16 protein-coding genes and 1 riboswitch are annotated in these 20,450 nt (G+C 76.3%); all 16 genes read left to right on the top strand.

The genetic code is table 11. The annotated features are described in order from the left end of the window. The first annotated feature begins 47 nt into the window (after positions 1 to 47). The 16 genes from IW256_RS28620 (at position 48) to IW256_RS28545 (ending at position 20,373) form a co-directional block, all read left to right on the top strand. On the top strand, positions 48 to 668 hold the full coding sequence (locus IW256_RS28620) for an ATP-binding protein (protein ID WP_197013905.1): 621 nt from the start codon (positions 48 to 50) through the stop codon (positions 666 to 668). A gap of 128 nt (positions 669 to 796) precedes the next feature. After that, positions 797 to 922, top strand: a riboswitch (cobalamin riboswitch). Between the two features lie 149 nt (positions 923 to 1,071). Next, entirely contained in the window at positions 1,072 to 3,312 is a 2,241-nt protein-coding gene (locus IW256_RS28615) for a VWA domain-containing protein (RefSeq protein WP_197013904.1), read from the top strand. Between the two features lie 3 nt (positions 3,313 to 3,315). Further along, positions 3,316 to 3,918 carry a cob(I)yrinic acid a,c-diamide adenosyltransferase gene (gene cobO / locus IW256_RS28610; protein WP_197013903.1) on the top strand — a complete coding sequence of 201 codons (603 nt, stop codon included), beginning with the start codon at positions 3,316 to 3,318 and terminating at the stop codon, positions 3,916 to 3,918. A gap of 7 nt (positions 3,919 to 3,925) precedes the next feature. Then, complete coding sequence (locus IW256_RS28605; protein ID WP_197013902.1) at positions 3,926 to 5,365, top strand: cobyrinic acid a,c-diamide synthase CobB; 1,440 nt, start codon at positions 3,926 to 3,928, stop codon at positions 5,363 to 5,365. Beyond that, entirely contained in the window at positions 5,362 to 6,693 is a 1,332-nt protein-coding gene (cobI, locus tag IW256_RS41555) for a precorrin-2 C(20)-methyltransferase (RefSeq protein ID WP_307829158.1), read from the top strand. The genes IW256_RS28605 and cobI overlap by 4 nt, the downstream gene beginning before the upstream one ends. Beyond that, positions 6,693 to 7,505 (top strand): precorrin-4 C(11)-methyltransferase, encoded by an 813-nt coding sequence (gene cobM / locus IW256_RS28595; RefSeq protein WP_197013901.1) that lies wholly within the window; start codon positions 6,693 to 6,695, stop codon positions 7,503 to 7,505. The genes cobI and cobM overlap by 1 nt, the downstream gene beginning before the upstream one ends. A gap of 56 nt (positions 7,506 to 7,561) precedes the next feature. Then, a complete protein-coding gene (locus IW256_RS28590) occupies positions 7,562 to 8,179 on the top strand; it encodes a hypothetical protein (RefSeq protein ID WP_197013900.1) in 618 nt (205 codons plus the stop codon). Beyond that, positions 8,176 to 9,522, top strand: coding sequence for a precorrin-6y C5,15-methyltransferase (decarboxylating) subunit CbiE (cbiE, locus tag IW256_RS28585; RefSeq protein ID WP_197013899.1), 1,347 nt, complete (start codon positions 8,176 to 8,178; stop codon positions 9,520 to 9,522). Before IW256_RS28590 ends, cbiE begins: the two co-directional genes overlap by 4 nt. A 16-nt stretch (positions 9,523 to 9,538) precedes the next feature. Next, positions 9,539 to 11,323 (top strand): precorrin-3B C(17)-methyltransferase, encoded by a 1,785-nt coding sequence (gene cobJ / locus IW256_RS28580; protein ID WP_197013898.1) that lies wholly within the window; start codon positions 9,539 to 9,541, stop codon positions 11,321 to 11,323. A 184-nt stretch (positions 11,324 to 11,507) separates the two neighbouring features. Next, the gene (locus IW256_RS28575) at positions 11,508 to 12,104 is read left to right on the top strand and encodes a precorrin-8X methylmutase (protein WP_307829157.1); all 597 of its coding nucleotides are present in this window, start codon (positions 11,508 to 11,510) and stop codon (positions 12,102 to 12,104) included. Continuing rightward, entirely contained in the window at positions 12,101 to 13,066 is a 966-nt protein-coding gene (locus IW256_RS28570; protein ID WP_197013896.1) for a sirohydrochlorin chelatase, read from the top strand. The genes IW256_RS28575 and IW256_RS28570 overlap by 4 nt, the downstream gene beginning before the upstream one ends. Positions 13,067 to 13,127: 61 nt before the next feature. Further along, positions 13,128 to 14,177, top strand: a complete 1,050-nt coding sequence (gene cobC / locus IW256_RS28565; RefSeq protein WP_269218219.1) for an Rv2231c family histidinol phosphate aminotransferase CobC — start codon at positions 13,128 to 13,130, stop codon at positions 14,175 to 14,177. Positions 14,178 to 14,267: 90 nt separating this feature from the next. Next, positions 14,268 to 15,398, top strand: coding sequence for a nicotinate-nucleotide--dimethylbenzimidazole phosphoribosyltransferase (cobT, locus tag IW256_RS28560; protein ID WP_197013895.1), 1,131 nt, complete (start codon positions 14,268 to 14,270; stop codon positions 15,396 to 15,398). 135 nt (positions 15,399 to 15,533) lie between these two features. Beyond that, a complete protein-coding gene (gene cobA, locus IW256_RS28555; RefSeq protein WP_197013894.1) occupies positions 15,534 to 16,892 on the top strand; it encodes a uroporphyrinogen-III C-methyltransferase in 1,359 nt (452 codons plus the stop codon). Then, positions 16,889 to 18,724, top strand: coding sequence for an AAA family ATPase (locus IW256_RS28550; RefSeq protein WP_307829156.1), 1,836 nt, complete (start codon positions 16,889 to 16,891; stop codon positions 18,722 to 18,724). Before cobA ends, IW256_RS28550 begins: the two co-directional genes overlap by 4 nt. Beyond that, on the top strand, positions 18,721 to 20,373 hold the full coding sequence (locus tag IW256_RS28545) for a P-loop NTPase family protein (protein ID WP_197013893.1): 1,653 nt from the start codon (positions 18,721 to 18,723) through the stop codon (positions 20,371 to 20,373). Before IW256_RS28550 ends, IW256_RS28545 begins: the two co-directional genes overlap by 4 nt. The last annotated feature ends 77 nt before the right edge of the window (positions 20,374 to 20,450 follow it).

The raw sequence follows: 20,450 nt of genomic DNA, 5'->3' as shown, positions 1-20,450 counted from the left end.
CCGTGCAGACCTCGCCAGAGAAAGCCGGCAGTCCCGGAGGATTCGTCGTGCCGGTGGCGGACCTTCCCGCAGTGCCGCACGTGATGGGCCGGCCGGTCCAGGGGCGGTGCGCCCCGGCCCTCTGCCCGCCGCCGCTGGGCCGCGCCTGGGTGCTGCCCCCCGGCCCCGAGTGCGTCCGTTACGCGCGCACGGTGCTGGCCGAGGCGCTGACCTCGGCGGGGGCGCCCCGTTCGGCCGTCTGCGACGCCACGCTGATGGTGAGCGAGCTGGCCACCAACGCCCACCAGCACGCCCCCGACCACGGCCCGCACGAGCTGTGGCTCTACGCCTGCGCCGCTCCCGGCGAGGGGCCGGGCGGCCCGTCCGGGGAGGGCCTCGGCCAGGCGCGATGCGCGGTCTTCGACCGCCACGCGAGCGCCCGCCTGCCCGGCTACTCGTGGACCTCCGGCGACTACGGCCGCGGGCTGAGCATCGTCCGTGAGCTCTCCGAAGGGCAGTGGGGGATGCTGCGCACCCTGTCGCGGTGCGCGCCGCGGGCGCAGGGCAAGGCCGTCTGGTTCGCGGTCCCCGCCGCCGTCCGCCTGCCCGCCGACCTGGTCGACCCGCCGTACGGCACCCTCGTCCCCGCGCCCATGCCCCCGGCCTCGTCCGGTCGTCCGGCCTCCTGAGCCCGCTCGCCGCCGTCCGCTCTTCCCGGCCCTCCTCCCAGCACGTCCGTGGGCCGTTCCGGCATTCCGGCCCACCGAGACTTGGGCCGTTCCTGCCGGTATGTCATCCTGTGCAGGCGACGGAAGCGGAGGAACCCGGTGCGAATCCGGGGCTGTCCCGCAACTGTGACCATGGGGAGCTCCCCCTCGCGTACGGCCACGGCGGCGACGCTGGAAGGCTGAGGGGGAGTGGCGATCCGGGAGCCAGGAGACTCCGGCCGTCGTAGGGACGCGGGCGATCCGCGGCCGGGCGAGGATCGGCTCGCCCTGCCTCGGGCGTGCGAAGGGGCGTCCCTCAGATGGACCGCCACGGGCGTGGACACCCGAGGGAAGGACGATGAGGCATGCCCTCTCTGATGGGCCGATGAGCCGTGCGAGCGGCACCGCGGCACGCTACCCCTTTTCCGCCGTCGTCGGGATGGACGACCTCAAGCTGGCCCTGCTGATCAACGCCGTGTCGCCCGGGGCCGGCGGGGTCCTCGTCCGGGGCGAGAAGGGCACCGCCAAGTCGACGATCGTCCGGGCGCTGGCCGACCTGCTGCCCTCGGTACCGGTCGTGGCCGGCTGCCGGTTCTCCTGCGACCCGGGCGACCCCTATCCCGGGTGTCCCGACGGCCCGCACCGGGCGGCGTCCGGCGACGCCGCGGACGGCGACCACGACGAGGACGCCGGGCCCGAGCCGCCGCCCGCCGCCGAGGAACGGCCGGCCCGGCTGGTCGAGCTGCCCGTCGGCGCCTCGGAGGACCGGCTCACCGGCTCCCTCGACATCGAACGCGCGCTCACCGAGGGCGTGAAGGCCTACGAGCCCGGCCTGCTGGCCGCGGCCCACCGCGGCGTGCTCTACGTCGACGAGGTCAACCTCCTGCACGACCACCTGGTGGACCTGCTGCTGGACGCCGCCGCGATGGGCGAGTCCCACGTGGAGCGCGAGGGCGTGTCGATCCGGCACGCCGCCCGGTTCCTGCTGGTGGGCACCATGAACCCCGAGGAGGGCGAGCTGCGGCCCCAGCTGCTCGACCGGTTCGGGCTGACCGTGGAGGTGGCGGCCACCCGCGACCCCGCGCGGCGCGCCGAGGTCGTGCGGCGGCGGCTGGACTTCGAGGAGGACCCGGTCCGCTTCGCCGCCCGCTGGGCGCTGGCCGAGGCCGAGCTGGCCGCCCGGATCGCCGCGGCGCAGACCCGGCTGCCCCGGGTCGAGCTCACCGACGCCGCGCTCGGCCAGATCACCGCGGTCTGCGCCGCGTTCGAGGTGGACGGGCTGCGCGCCGACCTGGTGACCGCGCGGGCCGCGCTCGCGCTGGCCGCCTGGCACCGCCGCACCGTGGTGACCGCCGAGGACGTGCGGACCGCGGCGCGGCTGGCGCTGCCGCACCGGCGCCGCCGCGACCCGTTCGACGCCCCCGGTCTGGACGAGGACAAGCTGGACGAGATCCTCGACCAGTACGGCGGCTCGGGCTCCGGTTCGGGCTCCGGCTCCGGGGAGGCCCGGCAGGGCACCGGTCCGGACGCCGCCGCCGGCGGGGACGCCGATGGCGACGGCGAGGACCGTCCCGGTGAGGAGGGACCGGACGGTGACGGTCCCGATGACGACGGCCCCGGCGACGGCCCGGACGGCCCTGGTGGCGGCCCGGACGGACCGGGCGGTCCGGACGGCCCCGGGGGCGGGGACGTGCTGAGCGTTCTGGACGCCCTGCTGAACGGCCGGTCGGTGGGCGAGGGCGAGCGTCCCGCCGACGACCGCCGCCAGGCGCCCGCGACCGGCGACGACGGCGACGGTGACGGCCCGGGGCGCGACCGGCCCGCCGAGGGGGAGCCGTCCCCGGCGGACGCGGCGTTCCGGCCCCGCCTCTTCACCGTGCCCGGGACCGGCGCGGGCGCGCCCGGCCGCCGGTCCAAGGCCCGCAGCCCGTACGGGCGGGTGTCGGGCGCCCGGCCCGGGTCCCGCGGCCTGCACCTGAGCGCGACGCTGCACGCCGCCGCCCCGCACCAGCACGCGCGCGGCCGTACCGGGCCGGGGATCGTGGTCGCGCCGGAGGATCTGCGCGAGGCGACCCGGGACGGGCGCGAGGGGAACCTGGTGCTGTTCGTGGTGGACGCCAGCGGCTCGATGGCCGCCCGGCGGCGGATGCGGGCGGTCAAGGGCGCGGTCCTGAGCCTGCTGCTGGACGCCTACCAGCGCCGCGACAAGGTCGGGCTGATCACGTTCCGGGGCACCGGCGCCGAGCTGGCGCTGCCCCCGACCTCGTCGGTGGAGGCCGGGGCGCGGCGGCTGGAGACCCTGCCCACCGGCGGGCGCACCCCGCTGGCCGCCGGGCTGCTGCGCGCCGCCGAGACGCTGCGCGTGGAGCGTCTGCGCGACCCGGCCCGCCGCCCGCTCCTGGTGGTGGTGACCGACGGCCGCGCCACCCACGGCCCCGGCCCGCGGGACGCCGCCGCGGCGCTGGCGGGGGTGGCCTCGGTCGTCGTCGACTGCGAGTCCGGCCCGGTCCGGCTGGGGCTGGCGGCCGAGCTGGGCGGCCTGCTCGGGGCCGAGACGGTGCGGCTGGAGGAGCTGGGCGCCGACGATCTGGCCGGAGTGGTCCGTTCCTCCAGGAAGGTGGCGTGAGCGATGCCGCAGGGTAAGCCGGAACAGGTGCCCGACGACGGGCTGACGACCAGGGAGCGGCGCAACCGCCCGCTGGTGATCGTCCACACCGGCCCGGGGAAGGGCAAGTCGACCGCCGCCTTCGGGCTGGCGCTGCGCGCCTGGAACCAGGGCTGGCCGATCGGGGTGTTCCAGTTCGTCAAGTCGGCCAAGTGGCGGATCGGCGAGGAACGGGCGCTGCGCGTGCTGGGCGACAGCGGCGAGGGCGCCCCGGTGACCTGGCACAAGATGGGCGAGGGCTGGTCGTGGATCCGGCGGCCGGGGACCGAGGCCGATCACGAGGCCGACGCCCGCGAGGGCTGGGAGCAGATCAAGCGCGACCTGGCCGCCGAGACGTACCGCTTCTACGTGCTGGACGAGTTCACCTACCCCATGAAGTGGGGGTGGATCGACGTGGAGGACGTCATCGCCGTCCTCCGGGACCGGCCCGGCGCGCAGCACGTGGTGATCACCGGCCGGGACGCCGATCCGCGGCTGGTGGGATTCGCCGACCTGGTCACCGAGATGGGCAAGGTCAGGCATCCGATGGACCGCGGCCAGAAGGGCCAGAGGGGCATCGAGTGGTGAGCGCCGGATGAGCGCCGTCCCCCGGCTCGTGGTCGCCGCCCCCGCCTCGGGCGCCGGCAAGACCACCGTGGCCACCGGCCTGATGGCGGCGATGGCGGCGCGCGGGACGGCGGTCTCGCCGCACAAGGTCGGGCCCGACTACATCGATCCCGGCTACCACGCGCTGGCCACCGGCCGTCCGGGCCGCAACCTGGACCCGTGGCTGACCTCCGAGGACCTGGTCGTCCCGCTGTTCCTGCACGGCGCGGCGGGTGCGGGCCTGGCCGTGGTCGAGGGCGTGATGGGCCTGTACGACGGCGCCGCCGAGCAGGGCGAGTTCGCCTCGACCGCGCACGTCGCGCGGCTCCTGGACGCGCCCGTGGTGCTGGTCGTGGACGCGTCGGCGGCGGGCCGTTCGGTCGCGGCGACCGTGCACGGGTTCCGTACGTACGGTGGCCTGGGGCGCGGGGACGTCCGGCTGGGCGGGGTCATCCTCAACCGGATCGGCTCGGACGGGCACGAGCGGATGTGCCGCGACGCCGTCGAGGAGCTGGGCGTGCCGGTGCTGGGCGCGCTGCGGAGGGAGTCCGGCGTCGAGACCCCGTCCCGGCACCTGGGGCTGATCCCTGCGGCCGAGCGGAGCGCCGAGGCGGTCGCGACGGTCGCCCGGCTCGGCGAGCTGGTCGCCGGCGGGTGCGATCTCGACGCCGTGATGGCGCTGGCCCGTTCGGCGCCGGACCTGCACGCGGCTCCCTGGGACCCCGCCGGGCAGGTGCGGCCGGACGTCACGGACGCGCGGGGCGGGCGGCCCCGGATCGCGATGGCGGGCGGCCCGGCGTTCACCTTCGGATACAAGGAGAACGAGGAGCTGCTGGAGGCGGCGGGCGCGGACGTCGTGCGCTTCGACCCGCTGCGCGACGAGCGGCTGCCCGAGGGCACCCGCGGCGTGGTCATCGGCGGCGGCTTTCCCGAGATGTACGCCGCGGACCTGTCGGCCAACGAGCCGCTGCGCCGCGCACTGGCCGCGTTCGCCGATCCCCGGGGGCGGGGCGGGCCGGTGTACGCCGAGTGCGCCGGGCTGCTCTACCTGGCGCGCGAGCTGGACGGCCGGCCGATGTGCGGGGTGCTGGGGGACGTCACCGCCACGATGGGGCCCCGGCTGACGCTCGGCTACCGGTCCGCCGTGGCCGTCGCCGACTCCGTGGTCGCCCGTACCGGCGAACGGGTGCGCGGGCACGAGTTCCACCGGACCGTCACCGACCCGCCCCACGGCACGACGGCGGCGTGGCAATGGTCCACCACGGCGCCGGAGGGGTTCGTCCAGGGCGGGTGCGTCGCCTCCTACCTGCACCTGCACTGGGCGGGCGAGCCCCGGTTCGCCGAACGGATGGTCGAGGCGAGCCGCCGGGTCCCCGTGGCCGGAGCCGGTTCCGCAGGCCCGCCGGATGGAGAGGCGGAGGCACCGTGAGCACCTTCGACGAGGCGCTGACCCTGGAGGGCGAGGACGTCCTGCTGCGGCCCTTCGGGCTCCGCGACGCCGACGCGATCGCCGACGCGATGCGTGCGGGCGAGGACTTCCTGCCGCCCAACGTCCCGCCGCCCGGCGAAGCGCTGGCCTGGTGGCTGGAGACGGGCGCGCACCAGATCCCGCGGTCGGGCCGGGGCCTGCACCTGGTCGTGGCCGACCCGCGGACCGGCGAGCTGAACGGCACGATCGGGCTCTACCGGCCCGACTGGCCGGTCCGCGCGGCCGAGGCCGGCTACGGGATCCGGCCGGGCGCGCGCGGGCGCGGGCTGGCGACCGGCGCGCTCCGCGTGCTCGCCCGCTGGGCGCTGCGCGCGGACGGCGGCGGGCTCAACCGGATCGAGCTGCGCGCCGGCACCGGCAACCACGCCTCCGTCCGGGTGGCCGAGAAGGCCGGGTTCCGGCGCGAGGGCCTGCTGCGGTCCGCCGGACGGGGTCCGCGCGGCCTCGTCGACCAGCACCTGTTCAGCCTGATCGCCGCCGACCTGGCCGACCATGACCGGGCCGGACAGGCCGATCGGGCAGGACAGGCCGGACGGGCCGGGCGGGCCGGGCGGCTGGTCGGTGTCGGGGTCGGTCCCGGCGACCCCGAGCTGGTGACGGCCAAGGGCGTGCGGGTGCTGCGGGAGGCCGACGTCGTGCTGGTGCCCGTCATGGCGCTGGACGAGGAGGGCCGCGCCGAGTCGGTCGTCCGCGCGTACACGGGCAAGGCCGAGCGGGTGGTGTTCGCGCTGAACGACCGCGGCGGCGTCACCGCGCGCCGCGCCGCCGCCTGGGACGCCGCCGCCGAACGGGTCGTCCGGGCGTTCGACGAGGGCGCCGCGACCGTGGCGTTCGCCACCATCGGCGACCCCAACGTCTACTCGACCTTCACCTACCTCGCCCAGACCGTGCGGGAGCTGCGGCCGGAGGCCGAGATCGCGACCGTGCCCGGGATCACCGCCATGCAGGACCTGGCGTCCCGCTCCGGCACCGTGCTGGCCGAGGGGGCGGAGTCACTGTCCCTGCTGCCGCTGACCGGCGGCGTCGAACCGTTCCGGGCGGCGCTGGAGACCGGTGACACCGTGGTCGCCTACAAGTTCGGCGCGGTCGCCGGAGAGGTGATCGAGGCGCTCAAGGAGGCCGGGCGGCTGGAGGACGCGTGCTACGGCGCACGGCTCGGCCTGCCCGGCGAGCAGGTCCGGCCCGCACGCGAGGTGGCCGGCCCCGTTCCGTATCTGTCCACGCTGATCGTGCCGGGCCGCCGTATCGCCCGGGGAGGAAGGCTCTGATGGGTGCTCCCGCAGGCAGGGTGCTGTTCGTGGGCGCCGGGCCGGGCGCCGCCGACCTGCTGACCTTCCGCGCGGCCCGCGCGATCGCGGCGGCCGACGTGGTGATCTGGGCGGCCAGCCTGGTGCACCCGGACGTGCTGGAGCACGCCCGGGAGGACGCCGAGATCGTCGATTCGGCGAGGCTCCCCATGGAGGGCGTCCTGCCGTACTACGAGCGGGCCGTCGCCGAGGGGCTGACGGTCGCCCGCATCCACTCCGGCGACCCGGCGCTGTGGGGCGCGCTGCAGGAGCAGCTCGACCGCTGCAAGGAGATGGGCCTGCAGACCGAGGTCATTCCCGGGGTGTCCAGCTTCAGCGCGGTGGCGGCGGCGGTGGAGCGGGAGCTGACCATCCCCGAGGTGGCGCAGTCGGTCGTCCTCACCCGGCTCGGCGGCGGCAAGACGCCGATGCCTCCGGGCGAGGAGGTCCGCGAGTTCGCGCGGCACGGGACGACGATGGCGCTGTTCCTGTCCGCCGCCAGGTCCGGGCAGCTCCAGGAGGAACTGCTGGAGGGCGGCTACCCCGAGGACACCCCCTGCGTGGTCGCCTACCAGGCCACCTGGCCGGACGAGCTGGTGGTGCGGTGCGCCCTCGGCGAGCTGGCGGCCACGGTGAAGGCCCACCGGCTGTGGAAGCACACGCTCGTGCTCGTCGGCCCCGCGCTGGCGGCGGGCGGCACCCGTTCGCACCTCTACCATCCGGGCCACTTCCACGGCCACCGGCGTGCCGAGCCCGCGGCGCGGCGGCGGCTCCGGGAGGCTCATCGCCCATGACCATGTCATCCCTTAACGGGGGGACCCAGCGGAACCGGGCGGAGGCGGGCGCGACCATGACCCGAGCGGTACGGGAGGCCGTGGCGGCGATCGCCGCGGAGGGGCAGGGGACCCTCGTCCTGCACGGCCCGGGACCGGCCGGCCGGGCCGCCGCCGGGATGCTGCCCCGGCTGCCCGAAGCCTGCTTCCTGGAAACCGCCGGTGCCGCCGGTCCTTCCCCCGCCGCCGGTGCCGCCCCGGACGGCGCGCCCGGCCCCTCGCCCGCTGCCGGTGCGGACGTGGCCGAAGCCCTGCGGCAGGCCGTCGCGCACGGCCTCGGCCAGCTGATCCTGCTCGGGACGGCCGACGACCTCGCCCCGTACGCGGGCACCGGAGCGGACGGCGACGGCGGCGGTGCGCCGCTCGCGGAGATCACCACGGACATGGGCGGTCCGCCCGCGCTGGCCGCCGAGGTCGCCGCCGCCGGATCCGTCCGGCGCGCCTGCGAGCTGTGGGACGACGCCGGGCTGCTCGGCCCCTGCGGCCGTGAGCTGTGCCGCCGCGTGGCCGGCGACCTCGAACGCGCCGCCGCCGAGGCCGCGGGGACCGGCCGGAGCCCGGTCGCGGTCCAGGTCGTGCTGCTCGACTCCGGCGGTGACCGGATGGTCGGCATGTACGGGCGGCTCCAGCGATGAGCGGCGCGCCCCCCGAGCCCCCTCCGTACTCCTTGGCCGTCCTGGGGCATGACGGGACGCCGCTCGCCGCGGAGGCCCGCGAGCTGCTCGAACGCGCCGCCCTGGTGGTGGGAGGCGCCCGCCATCTGGCGGCCCTGCCCGTTCCGGACGGCGCGCGCACCGTGGTCATGGGCGACGTGCGGGCGGCCCTGGACGAGATCGACGCCGCGGCGGGCGCCGGGGACGGCCGCCGGATCGTGGTCGTCGCCAGCGGCGACCCGGGCTTCTTCGGGATCGTCCGGGCGCTGCGCGAGCGCGGGCACCGGCCGCGCGTCCTCCCGGCGCTGTCGTCGGTGGCGCGGGCGTTCGCGCGGGCCGGGCTGCCCTGGGACGACGCGCTGGTGGTCTCCGCGCACGGGCGCGAGCTGCGCCGCGCCGTGAACGCGTGCCGGGCGCACCCCAAGGTCGCCGTCCTGACCGCGCCGGGGGCCGGGCCCGCCGAGCTGGCCCGCGCCCTGTTCCCGCAGACCCCGCGCACGTTCGTGGTCTGCGAGGACCTCGGCGGCCCCCGCGAACGGGTCGTGACCGTCCGTCCCGCCGAGGCCAGCACCCGGCCCTGGCACGACCCGAACGTGGTCCTCGTCCTGGACCCGCGGCGGGCCGTACCCGGCGAGCGCGGCTGGATCGCCGGGCCGCGCCCGGGGCCCGGCGGCTGGGCGCTGCCGGACGCGGCGTTCGGGCCCGGCCCCGTGGGGACGACGGCGGAGGTCAGGGCGCTGGCGCTGGCCCGGCTGGGGCCGCGGATCGGCGACCTGGTCTGGGACGTCGGCGCCGGCGCGGGCGAGGTCGGCATCGAATGCGCGCGGTTCGGCGCGGCCGTCGTCGCCGTGGAACGGGACGAGGCCGCCTGCGAGCGCGTCCGCCGCAACGTCCGCGCCCACCGGGTCAAGGTGGCGGTCTCGCGCGGCACCGCCCCGGCCGTCCTCGATCACCTGCCCGATCCCGACGCGGTCTTCGTCGGCGGCGGCGGGCCGGAGGTGGTGCGCGCGTGCGCGTCCCGCGCCCTGCGGAGCGTGGTCGTGGTGACGGCCGGGCCCGACCGGGTCCGGGCCGCGGTGGACGCGCTCCGGGGCGAGGCCCTGACCGCCCACGCCGTACGGATCCAGGCGGATCCGGCCCTGCCGGCCGGGCCCGCCGGGCGGGACCCGGAGGGCGCCGCGGCGGCGTTCGTGGTGTGGGGCGAACGCGACGGCGCCGATCCATCCGGCCGCTGGGCCCCGGTGCCGCAGCCGGAGGCGGCCGCCGTGACGGTCGCCGCGCTCCCCGACCCCGACCCCGACTCCGTCCCCTGGGACGACAGATGAAGACGAGGAGCGAGCGATGATCGGTGTCGTCGCGGCCACCGCGGGCGGCCGGACGGCGGCGAAGGCCCTGGCCGCCGCCTGGCCTGACGAGGTGCGCTCGTTCACCGGCGAGAAGGCGTCCGACGCCCTGCGCGAGGCGTGGCGGACCTGTGACGCCATCGTCAGCTTCCTCGCGGTCGGCGCGACCGTACGGGTGCTGGCGCCGCTGCTGGAGCACAAGACCACCGACCCCGCCGTGGTGTGCGTGGACGAGGGCATGCGGTACGCGGTGGCGGTGCTGGGCGGCCATCACGGCGCCAACGTGCTGGCCGGGAGGCTCGCCGGGGTCCTCGGCTGCGAGCCCGTGGTGACGACCGCCAGCGACCGGACCGGCGCCGCCCCGCTCGACTCCTACGGCGCCGACCTCGGCTTCACCGTGCACGATCCGGGGCTGCTCGCCCGGGTCGGGGCGGCGGTGCTGTCGGGCGAGCCGGTGTCCCTGGAAGGGGCGGACGGCTGGCCGCTGCCCGCGCTGCCCCCCAACGTCCGCCCCGTCCCCGGCCCCGTCCCCGGCCGCCAGGACGGCCAGGACGGCGCGGCGGACGCGGACGGCACCGAGCCCGCCGTGGGGATCCTCGTCACCGACGAGGCCGAGATCTCCTGCATGTGCCACGAGGGGTGGTTCGGCGACCGGCTGGTGTACCGGCCGCCGTCGCTGGTGGTGGGGGTCGGCTCCGCGCGCGGCGTGTCGGCGGCGGAGGTCGGCGGCCTCATCGACCGGGTCCTCGGCGGCGCAGGGCTCGCGCCCGAGTCGGTGCGGTGCCTGGCGACCGTGGACCTCAAGGCCGACGAGGAGGGCATCCGGGAGGCCGCCGCGGCGCGCGGCTGGGAGATCGTGACGTTCCCCGCCGAGGTGCTGGCCGGGGTGGCCGTGCCCAACCCGTCCGAGGTCGTCCGCGCGGAGGTGGGGACGCCGAGCGTGGCCGAGGCGTCCGCCCTGCACGCGGCCCGTTCGCTGGGCCGGAGCGCGGAACTGGTGGCGCACAAGCACAAGTCGGCCGGCGCCACGGCCGCCGTGGCGCGGCTGGAGCCCAAGGGGCGGCTGAGCATCGTCGGGCTGGGGCCGGGCGCGCGCGACCTGCTCACCCCCCGCGCGCACGAGGCGCTGCGCCGTTCCTCGGTGGTGGTCGGGCTGGACCAGTACGTCGACCAGGTCCGCGACCTGCTGCGCCCGGGGACCGTGATCATGGCGAGCGGCCTGGGCCAGGAGGAGGAACGGGCCCGGACCGCCGTCGAGCAGGCCGCCGCGGGCCGCGCGGTGGCGCTGATCGGGTCGGGCGACGCGGGCGTGTACGCGATGGCGAGCCCGGCGCTGGAGTTCGCCTCGTACGACATCGAGGTCGAGGGAGTGCCGGGGATCACCGCCGCCGTCGCCGCCTCGAACCTGCTCGGCGCCCCGCTCGGACACGATCACGCCTACATCTCCCTCTCGGACCTGCACACACCCTGGGAGGTCATCCAGCGGCGGGTGCGGGCCGCCGCCGAGGGCGACTTCGCGGTCTGCTTCTACAATCCGCGCAGCCGGGCCCGGGACTGGCAGCTGCCGGAGGCGCTGCGGATCCTCTCCGCGCACCGCCCCCCGGAGACCCCGGTCGGCCTGGTCCGTAACGCCTCCCGCCCGGACGAGGCGGTCACCGTCACCACGCTGGCGGCGGTGGACCCGGCCGCGGTGGACATGGTCACCGTGGTGCTGGTCGGGTCCAGCCGCAGCCGCACGGTCGCCGGGCGATTTGTTACACCCCGGGGGTATCAATGGGCCTAGGGCCTGTCTCGAAATGGCCTCAGCCGCCGCGCGAGCGCGTTGGCTGCCCGGTGGGGCGATGCCGGAGGCGAGCCGCGCCGGGCGGATCGCGAAGCGATGTCGCGCTCGCCAAGGCCCGGTCAGGTGCGAGCCGCCAGGCGAGCGCCGTGGGCCGGGACTTCGACAACGAGAGGCGAGGAGAGCCGTGACCGTCCGTCAGCCGCACCCGATCGAGGTCAGGTCCTTCGAGATCCTGCGCTCGCGCGTCGACCTGTCCCCGATGCCGCCGCTGTGGCGGGCGGTGGCCGAACGCGTGATCCACTCCAGCGCCGACCTGGAGTACGCGGTGGACCTGCAGACCACGGAGGAGTCCCTGGAACGGGGCCTGGCCGCGCTGCGCGCCGGGGCGCCGATCGTCACCGACGTCGGCATGGTGGCGGCCGGGATCACCGCGCGCGAGACGATCTGCCACGTGAACGACCCGGCCGCGGCCCGGATGGCCCGCGCCGCGGGCATCACCCGTTCCGCCGCCGCGATGCGCCTGGCGTACGCGGAGGTCGGGCCGGGCGCGGTGTGGGTGGTCGGCTGCGCCCCCACGGCGCTCTTCGAGGTCATCGCGCGCGGGGTCGCGCCCGCCCTGGTCATCGGCCTTCCCGTGGGGTTCGTCGGCGCCGCCGAATCCAAGGAGGCGCTGCGCGCCAGCGGCCTCCCGCAGCTCAGCAACGTCTCGGAGAAGGGCGGCTCGGCGGTCGCCGCCGCGGCCGCGAACGCCCTGCTCTACTACGAGGGAGAACCACGGTGAACGAGCCGAAGCCCGCGCTGCTGGTGGTCGGGCACGGTACGCGCGACGAGGACGGGGTCGCCGACTTCGGCCGGTTCCTGGAACGCCTGCGCGGCCGCGTGCCGGTGCCCGTGGCCGGAGGGTTCATCGAGCTCTCCCCGCCGCCGCTGACCGAGGTGGTGACCGGGCTCTACGGGGAGGGCCACCGGCGCGTCGCGGCCGTGCCGCTGGTCCTGGTCGCGGCGGGGCACGGCAAGGGGGACATCCCCGGGGCGATGGCGCGCGAACTCGTCCGCCATCCCGGGCTGTCGTACGCCTACGGCCGCCCGCTCGGCCCGCACCCCACCCTGCTGTCGCTCCTGGAGGAGCGCATGGACGCCGCCCTGGAGGCCGCGCCGCCCGCCGCGCCGACGGCCGGGCCGACGGCGGTGCTGCTGGTGGGGCGCGGGTCGACCGACCCCGACGCCAACGCCGAGGTGCACAAGGTCGCCCGGCTGTTCTGGGAGGGCCGGGGGGCGGGCGGCCCGGAGCAGCGGCACGGGCTGATGGGCGTGGAGCCCGCGTTCGTCTCGCTGGCCCGCCCGAGCGTGCCCGAGGGCCTGGAACGGCTGCGCAGGCTCGGCGCGCGGCGGATCGTGGTGGTGCCGTACTTCCTGTTCCGGGGCGTCCTGCCGGAACGGGTGGCCGGTGAGGCGCGGGCGTACGCGGCGGGCCGTCCCGAGCTGGACGTCCGGTGCGCCGAGGTGATCGGCGACTGCGACGGGCTCGCCGACGTGGTGGCCGAGCGGTACGAGGAGGCCCTCGGCGGCGACATCCGCATGAACTGCGACACCTGCGTCTACCGGATCGCCATGCCGGGTTTCGAGGACCGCGTGGGGGCGCCCCAGACCCCGCACCACCATCCCGACGACCCGGCCGACGGCCACGGGCATGGCCACGGCCACGGGCACGGGCACGCGCTCGGCCATGGCTACGGGCACTGACATGGCCGCTGACACGTTCGACAGGGTCGACGGCATGCCGGGCGACGACGGAACGAGGCGGATGGCCATGACGGAAGTGACCCGGGCGGGGCAGGAGCAGGACGTCGACCTGCGGCACCACGGTGACGCGGAGATCGGGGAAGGTCTGGCCAACTTCGCGGTGAACGTCCGTACCGGGACCCCGCCCGCCTGGCTGGCCGAGCGGCTGCGCGCATCCCTGGCCGACCTGGCCGCCTACCCCGACCCGGAGCCCGCCCGCGCCGCGGTGGCCCGCCGGCACGGCCGGGCGCCCGGGGAGGTGCTGCTCACCGCCGGCGCGGCCGAGGCGTTCGTGCTGATCGCGCGGGTGCTGCGGCCGCGCCGCGCGGTCGTGGTGCACCCGCAGTTCACCGAGCCGGAGGCGGCGCTGCGCGCCGCCGGTCACCAGGTCGGCCGGGTCGTCCTCGGCAAGGACTTCGTCCTCGATCCGGCCGCCGTCCCCGCCGACGCGGACCTGGTCATGATCGGCAACCCCACCAACCCGACGTCGGTGCTGCATCCGGCCGCCGCCGTGGCCGCGCTGGCCCGGCCGGGCCGGACGGTCGTGGTGGACGAGGCGTTCATGGACTGCGTGCCGGGGGAGCCGGAGAGCCTGGCCACCCGCCTCCCGCCCGGCTTCGTCATCGTGCGGAGCCTCACCAAGACCTGGGGCCTGGCCGGGCTGCGGGCCGGGTACGTCCTGGCCGAATCCCGGCTGATCACCGCGCTCGCCGCGGCGCAGCCGCTGTGGGCGGTGTCCACCCCCGCGCTGGTGGCCGTCGAGGAGTGCTCCGCCCCCGCCGCCGTGGCCGAGGCGGAGGCGTGGGCCGCGGGGATGGCCGCCGAACGGGACCGGCTGGCCGCCGAGCTGTCCGGGCGCGGCCTCTACGTCGTCCCCGGGGCGCGCGCGTCGTTCCTGTGCCTGCGGGTCCCCGACGCCCTCGGCATCCGGGCGCTGCTGCGGCAGCGCGGGTACGCCGTCCGGCGCGGTGACACCTTCCCCGGCCTGGGCCCCGACTGGCTGCGGATCGCCGTACGGGACCGGCCCGCCAACGACGCCCTCCTGAAGGTGCTCGGTGACCTGGGCATCTGAGGGGGCCGGGGCATCTCAGGGACTGGGGCATCTGAGGGGATCTGGGAATCCGAGGAGAGCGCGGCCGGACGCCGCGCCGGAGGAGACAGCGTGAGCCTGATCGAGGAGACGATCGCCGCCGTACGGCCCCTGGACGAGGCCGCCGTCCGGGAGGCGCGGGAGCACCAGGCTCGGCTCACCAAGCCGCCGGGCTCGCTGGGCGTGCTGGAGGAGGTGTCGGTCCGGCTCGCCGGGCTCGCGGGACGGTGCCCGCCGCCGCTGCCCGAGCCCGCCGCCGTCGCGATCTTCGCCGCCGACCACGGCGTCCACGCCCAGGGCGTCACCCCGTGGCCCCAGGAGGTCACCGCGCAGATGGTGGCCAACTTCCTGGCCGGCGGCGCCGTGGTGAACGCGTTCGCGGGCCAGGTCGGCGCCACGGTCACCGTGGTGGACGTCGGTGTCGCCGCCGAACTCGGCCCCGCCCCCGGGCTGCTGGCGCGCAAGGTCGCCCCCGGCACCGCGGACATGACCGAGGGGCCGGCCATGACGCCGGGCCAGGCGCGGCAGGCCATGGAGACCGGGATCGAGGTGGCGCGCGACCTGGCCGGGGACGGTGCCCGCTGCCTGCTCACCGGCGACATGGGCATCGCCAACACCACCGCCTCCGCGGCCCTGATCGCCGCCTTCACCGGACTGCCGCCCGAGCGGGTCACCGGCCGGGGCACCGGCATCGACGACCGGACCCACGCGCACAAGGTGGAGGTCGTCCGGGCCGCCCTCGCCCGTCACGGACTGCTGCCCACCCCCGATTCCGGACGTTCTGGAACCGCTCCGGTGACCCGTCCCGAAGCGGAGCGCATCCTCGCGGCGGTCGGCGGCCTGGAGCACGCGGCGCTCGCCGGGTTCATCCTCGGGGCGGCGGCGCTGCGCGTCCCCGTGGTGCTCGACGGCGTGATCGCCGGGGCCGCCGCCCTGGTCGCCGCGGCGATGGCCCCCGACGTGCTGGGCGCGTGCGTGGCGGGGCACCGTTCGGCCGAGCCGGGGCATTCCGCTACGGTGGGCCATCTGGGGCTCCGCCCGCTGGTCGACCTCGAACTGCGGCTCGGTGAGGGCACCGGCGCCCTGCTGGCCCTGCCGCTGGTCCAGGGCGCGGTACGGGTCCTGCACGAGGTCGCCACGTTCGACTCGGCCGGAGTCAGCGGGAAGGACCCCGGACGGAGTCACGACACGATCACGGAATGAGTCACGCTCGGCTATCGACTGGGCGGGAGCCCTCTCCATGCGCACGACAACACCGGTACCTTTGATCCACAGAGACACCCGCCCGCCACCGGCGCCCGCGACCGCCCCCACGACCACGATCGAGAGAACACCGCCGTGCCCCCGTACCTGCTAGGCCTTCGCCTGGGCGGCCGTCGCGTGCTCGTGGTCGGCGGCGGCAGGGTCGCCCAGCGCCGGATCCCCGCGCTGCTGGCGGCCGGTGCCGACATCGTGCTGGTCGCCCCTGAGATCACCCCGTCCCTGGAGGACCTGGTCGGCGACACCGTCGACGGGCCCTCCGCGGAGCCGTCCGCCGGGCTCTCCGCTGAGCCCTCCGCGGAGCCGTCCACCGGGCCGTCCACCGAGCCGTCCACCGGGGGAGCGGCGCCCGACGCGGTCACCGGCCGGGTGACCTGGGTGCGCCGGCCCTACCGCAAGGGCGACTGCCGCGGCGCCTGGCTGGTGCAGGCCGTCAGCGACGACGCCAAGGTCAACGCGGCCGTCGTCGCCGAGGCCGAGGCCGCGCGGATCTGGTGCGTGCGCGCCGACGACGCCGACGCCTCCCCGGCCTGGACCCCCGCGAGCGGCCATGTCGGCGAGACCACCGTCGGCGTCCTGGCGGGCGGCGACCCGAGGCGGGCCGCCGGCATCCGCGACGCGGTCGTCGACGGGCTGCGCGACGCGACGCTGGAGAGCCGCCACTCCCGGCACAAGCCGGTGGGCGTGGCCCTGGTCGGCGGCGGGCCCGGCGACCCCGGGCTGATCACCGTCCGGGGCCGGCAGCTGCTGGCCCAGGCGGACGTGGTCGTCACCGACCGGCTGGCCCCGCGCGAGCTGCTCGACGAGCTCGCCGCCGACGTCGAGGTCGTCGACGCGGCCAAGATCCCCTACGGCCGCACGGTCACCCAGGAGCGCATCAACGACCTCCTGGTCGAGCACGTCCGGCGGGGCAGTTTCGTGGTCCGGCTCAAGGGCGGCGACCCGTTCGTGTTCGGGCGCGGCGCCGAAGAGGTGCTGCACTGCGCCCGGCACGGCATCCCCGTGACCGTCGTCCCGGGCATCACCAGCGCCGTCGCCGTGCCGTCGGCCGCGGGCATCCCGGTCACCCACCGCGGCGTGTCCCAGGAGTTCCACGTGGTGTCCGCGCACGTGGCACCGGACGACCCGGCCTCCACGGTCGAATGGCCCGCCCTGGGACGCTCCCAGGGCACCCTGATCCTCCTCATGGCGGTCGAGCGGATGACCCTCATCGCCGGGGCCCTCATGCGCTATGGTCGGTCGTCTGACACGCCGGTCGCCGTGATTCAGGACGGCACCCTCCCGGGCCAGCGGGCGCTGACGGCCACCCTGGGCACGGTGGCCGGGGAGATGACGGCCGCCGGGGTACGGCCGCCGGCGATCGTGGTCGTGGGCGACGTGGTCGACGTGGCACGAGAGATCGACGTGATTCGAGCGGACATGGGACGGGATCCGTGACACCCCCGGCAGAGCAGAGCGCGGTTCACGACGAGGACGCGGGCGCCGTCCCGGGCTCCGGCGGCAGGTCCGGGCGCCCGTCCGAGGGCCGGGCCGAACGCCCGGCCGCGCGCACGTCCGAGCGCCCGCCGGAGGGCGTGATCACCGTACGGCAGGGCGAGCTGATCCGGGCCCTCAACGGCCTGCGCGACCAGCTCGGCGCGTTCGAGTTCCTGCTGGAGGTGCCCGGGGTCGACGAGGCCCGCGAGGCCCGGCTGGAGCTGCGGAACCAGCTGAACGACTACGTGCTGCCCCGGATCCAGGCGGCCGGCACCCCGATGCTGGTGGTGCTCGGCGGATCCACCGGCGCGGGCAAGTCCACGCTGGTCAACACCCTGGTCGGGGCGCGGGTCAGCGCGACCGGCGTGCTCCGGCCGACCACCAGCAGCCCCATCCTGGTCTGCCACCCCGACTTCACCGACTGGTTCCTGGAAGGGCCGATGCTGCCCGGCATGGGCCGGGTCCGGGGCCCCGCCCCCGACGCCATCGCCGGCGACCAGCTCGTCATCATCGGCAGCGACGCGCTCCCGCCCGGCCTGGCCCTGCTGGACAGCCCCGACTTCGACTCGGTCTTCGAGGACCACTACGAGTTCGCCACCAAGCTGATGGCCGCCGCCGACCTGTGGCTGTGCGTCACCACCGCCGCGCGCTACGCCGACGCCCAGGTCTGGGACATGCTGCGCCGCGCCAAGGACAACGGCGCCACGATCGGCGTCGCGCTGTCGCGGGTGCCGCAGGGCGCCGGGGCCGAGGTCGTCGAGCACTTCGGCGAGATGCTGACCGAACGCGGCGTCGGCGAGGCCCGCCGCTTCACCATCCCGGAGACCCGGGTCGAGGAGAGCCGGCTGCCCGAGGAGGCGGTCGAGGACATCCGCGCATGGCTGGTCGGGCTCGCCGAGAACACCGACGACCGCACGGTCGTCATCGGCGACACCCTGGCCGGCGTGCTCGACAGCTTCCGCACCCGCGTCCCCGAGCTGGCCAAGCAGGTCGAGGCCCAGGTCGAGAAGCGCGCCGAGCTGGCCCGGGAGGTCGAGTCCGCCTACGGCACCGCGCTCGCCGAGCTGGACGAGGCCACCCGCAACGGCTCCCTGCTGCGCGGCGAGGTGCTGGCCCGCTGGCAGGACTTCGCCGGCACCGGCGACCTGCTGCGCTCCCTGCAGGTCCAGCGCGGCCGGGCGGGCCGCCGCTCCGGCCGCCGGCGGCGCAGCAGCCCCACCCGCGTCCTCGCTCTCAAGGCCGCCCTGCGCAGCGGCCTGGAGTCGCTGATCGTGTCGTCCGCCGAGCACGCCGCCGAGCAGGTCATCGTCCGCTGGCGGGACCACCCGGCGGGCCGGCAGGTGCTGGCCGGCCCGGCCGCCACGCTCGGGCACGCGTCCCCGGAGCTGTCCCGCCGGGTCACCCGCGCGGTCAGCTCCTGGCAGGACCACGTCCACGAGCTCATCCGCACCGAGGGCGTCACCAAGCGCTCGGTCGCCAAGGTCGTCTCGTTCGACTCCGAGGCGGTCTCGCTGGTCCTCATGATCGGGCTGCTCGGCTACGGCACCTCCGACGTCGCCGTCGAGGGCGGCACCAGCGCCGTGCCGCAGCGGCTCCTCAAGGCCCTGTTCGGCGCCGAGTCGCTGCGCGGCATGGGCGCCAAGGCGCGCGCCGACCTGCGCAGCCGGATCGGGATGCTGTTCGACGAGGAGGCCATCCGCTACGGGCAGGCCATCGACGCCGCGGGCATCCCCGACGAGACCGTTCCCGTACAGCTCTACCAGGCCACCTACAACCTCGAGGTCGCCCGATGACCACCTCGGCCCTCTCCGCCGACGCGCCGGCCGGGTCCTCCGAACCCGGGCCGGGCGTGGCCGCCCGGCTCGACGGACTCCGGCGGCTCGTCCAGTACGGCGCCGGCCGGCTCGACCGTGACCTGCTGGACGAGGCCGGCGCGCTGCTCGACCGCGCCGGAGAGCGGCTGCGGCTGTCGGGCGACCACACCGTCGTCACCCTGGCCGGCGGCACCGGCAGCGGCAAGTCCTCCCTGTTCAACGCGGTGTGCGGGCTGGAGCTGTCGCCCACCGGCATGCGGCGCCCGATGACCTCCAAGGCGCACGCCTGCGTCTGGGGCCTGGACGGCGCCGGCCCCCTGCTGGACTGGCTCGACGTCGACAAGCGCCACCGCTACGCCCGCGCCAGCGCCCTGGACCTGCGGCGCCCCGACAGCTCCCTGCACGGGCTGGTGCTCCTGGACCTGCCCGACCACGACTCGATCCAGGCCGTCCACCGGGCCGAGGTCGACCGGTTCGTCACCATCGCCGACCTCCTGGTCTGGGTGGTGGACCCGCAGAAGTACGCCGACGCCGCCCTGCACCGCAACTACATCGTCCCGTTCGCCCGGCACGCCGGCGTCACCCTGATCGTGCTGAACCAGGTCGACCGGCTGCAGCCGCACGAGATCGACGACTGCGTGGCCGACCTGCGCCGCCTCCTGGAGGCCGAGGGCCTGGCCGACCCCCGCATCGTGACCACCTCGACGCTCAGCGAGGACGGCGTCCGCGGGTTCCGCGATGTCCTGGTCGACACCGTCGCCGCCCGCCGCGCCCGCGGCGAACGGCTCGACGTCGACATCGACAAGGTCGCCGAACGCCTGGCCCGCGAGCGCGGCGACGCCGAGCCCCCGGCCGGGGTCGACGCCGCCCGCCGCACCGAGCTGGTCCGTTCCCTCACCGACGCCGCAGGCGCCCCCGCGGTCGCCGAGGCCATGGAGAGCGCCTACGAGCTGCGCGCCGCCGACTTCGTCGGCTGGCCCGTCAGCGCCCTGATCAGCCGCCTGCGCAGCGACCCGCTCCGCCGGATGCGCCTCACCGAGCTGCGCGAGGAGCTGCGCAACGCCTTCACCGGCCCGATCGGCGCCCAGCAGGGCGACGTCGACGCGGCCCTGCAGGGCGTCACCGACGGCGTCACCACCGACCTTCCCGAACCGTGGGCGCGGGCCGTGCGCGCCGCCGCGCGCTCCCACGCCGGTGAGCTGCCCGAGGCCCTCGGCGCCTCCCTCAAGGACGCCCTGCCCGCGTTCAACCAGGTTCCCCGCTGGTGGTGGCTGGTCAAGACCTGGCAGTACTTCCTCGTCCTGGTCAGCGGCCTGGGCGTGCTGTGGATCCTCCTCCTGGCCGGCACCGGCACGGTCGGCGCCGACGGTGCCGGCGCCCTGCTCGACGCCGGGCTGATCCCGTACGTGGCGATCCTGGTCGTGTGCACCCACGGCATGGGCGCCCTCACCTCCGCGGCCTGCCGCAACCTGGTGGCGCTGTCCTCGTCCAAGCACGGGCAGCGGATGGAGCGGCACATGAGCGAGAGCATCGCGAAGGTGGCCGACGAGAAGGTCATCGAGCCGGTGGCCGCCGAGCTGGACCGTTACGCCAGGTTCCGCGAGGAAGTGACCACGGTGCTGCCGTAGCGGGTTATCCACAGTTCCGCGGATCCCTTTCACCGGGCGCCGCCGTCCGGCACCGTCGAGTCGTCAGAACTTCTCGA

The sequence above is a fragment of the Actinomadura viridis genome (assembly GCF_015751755.1).
GTDB lineage: Bacteria > Actinomycetota > Actinomycetes > Streptosporangiales > Streptosporangiaceae > Spirillospora > Spirillospora viridis.
Note: the sequence above shows the minus strand (reverse complement) of the source record. Positions and strands in the feature narration are given on the sequence as shown.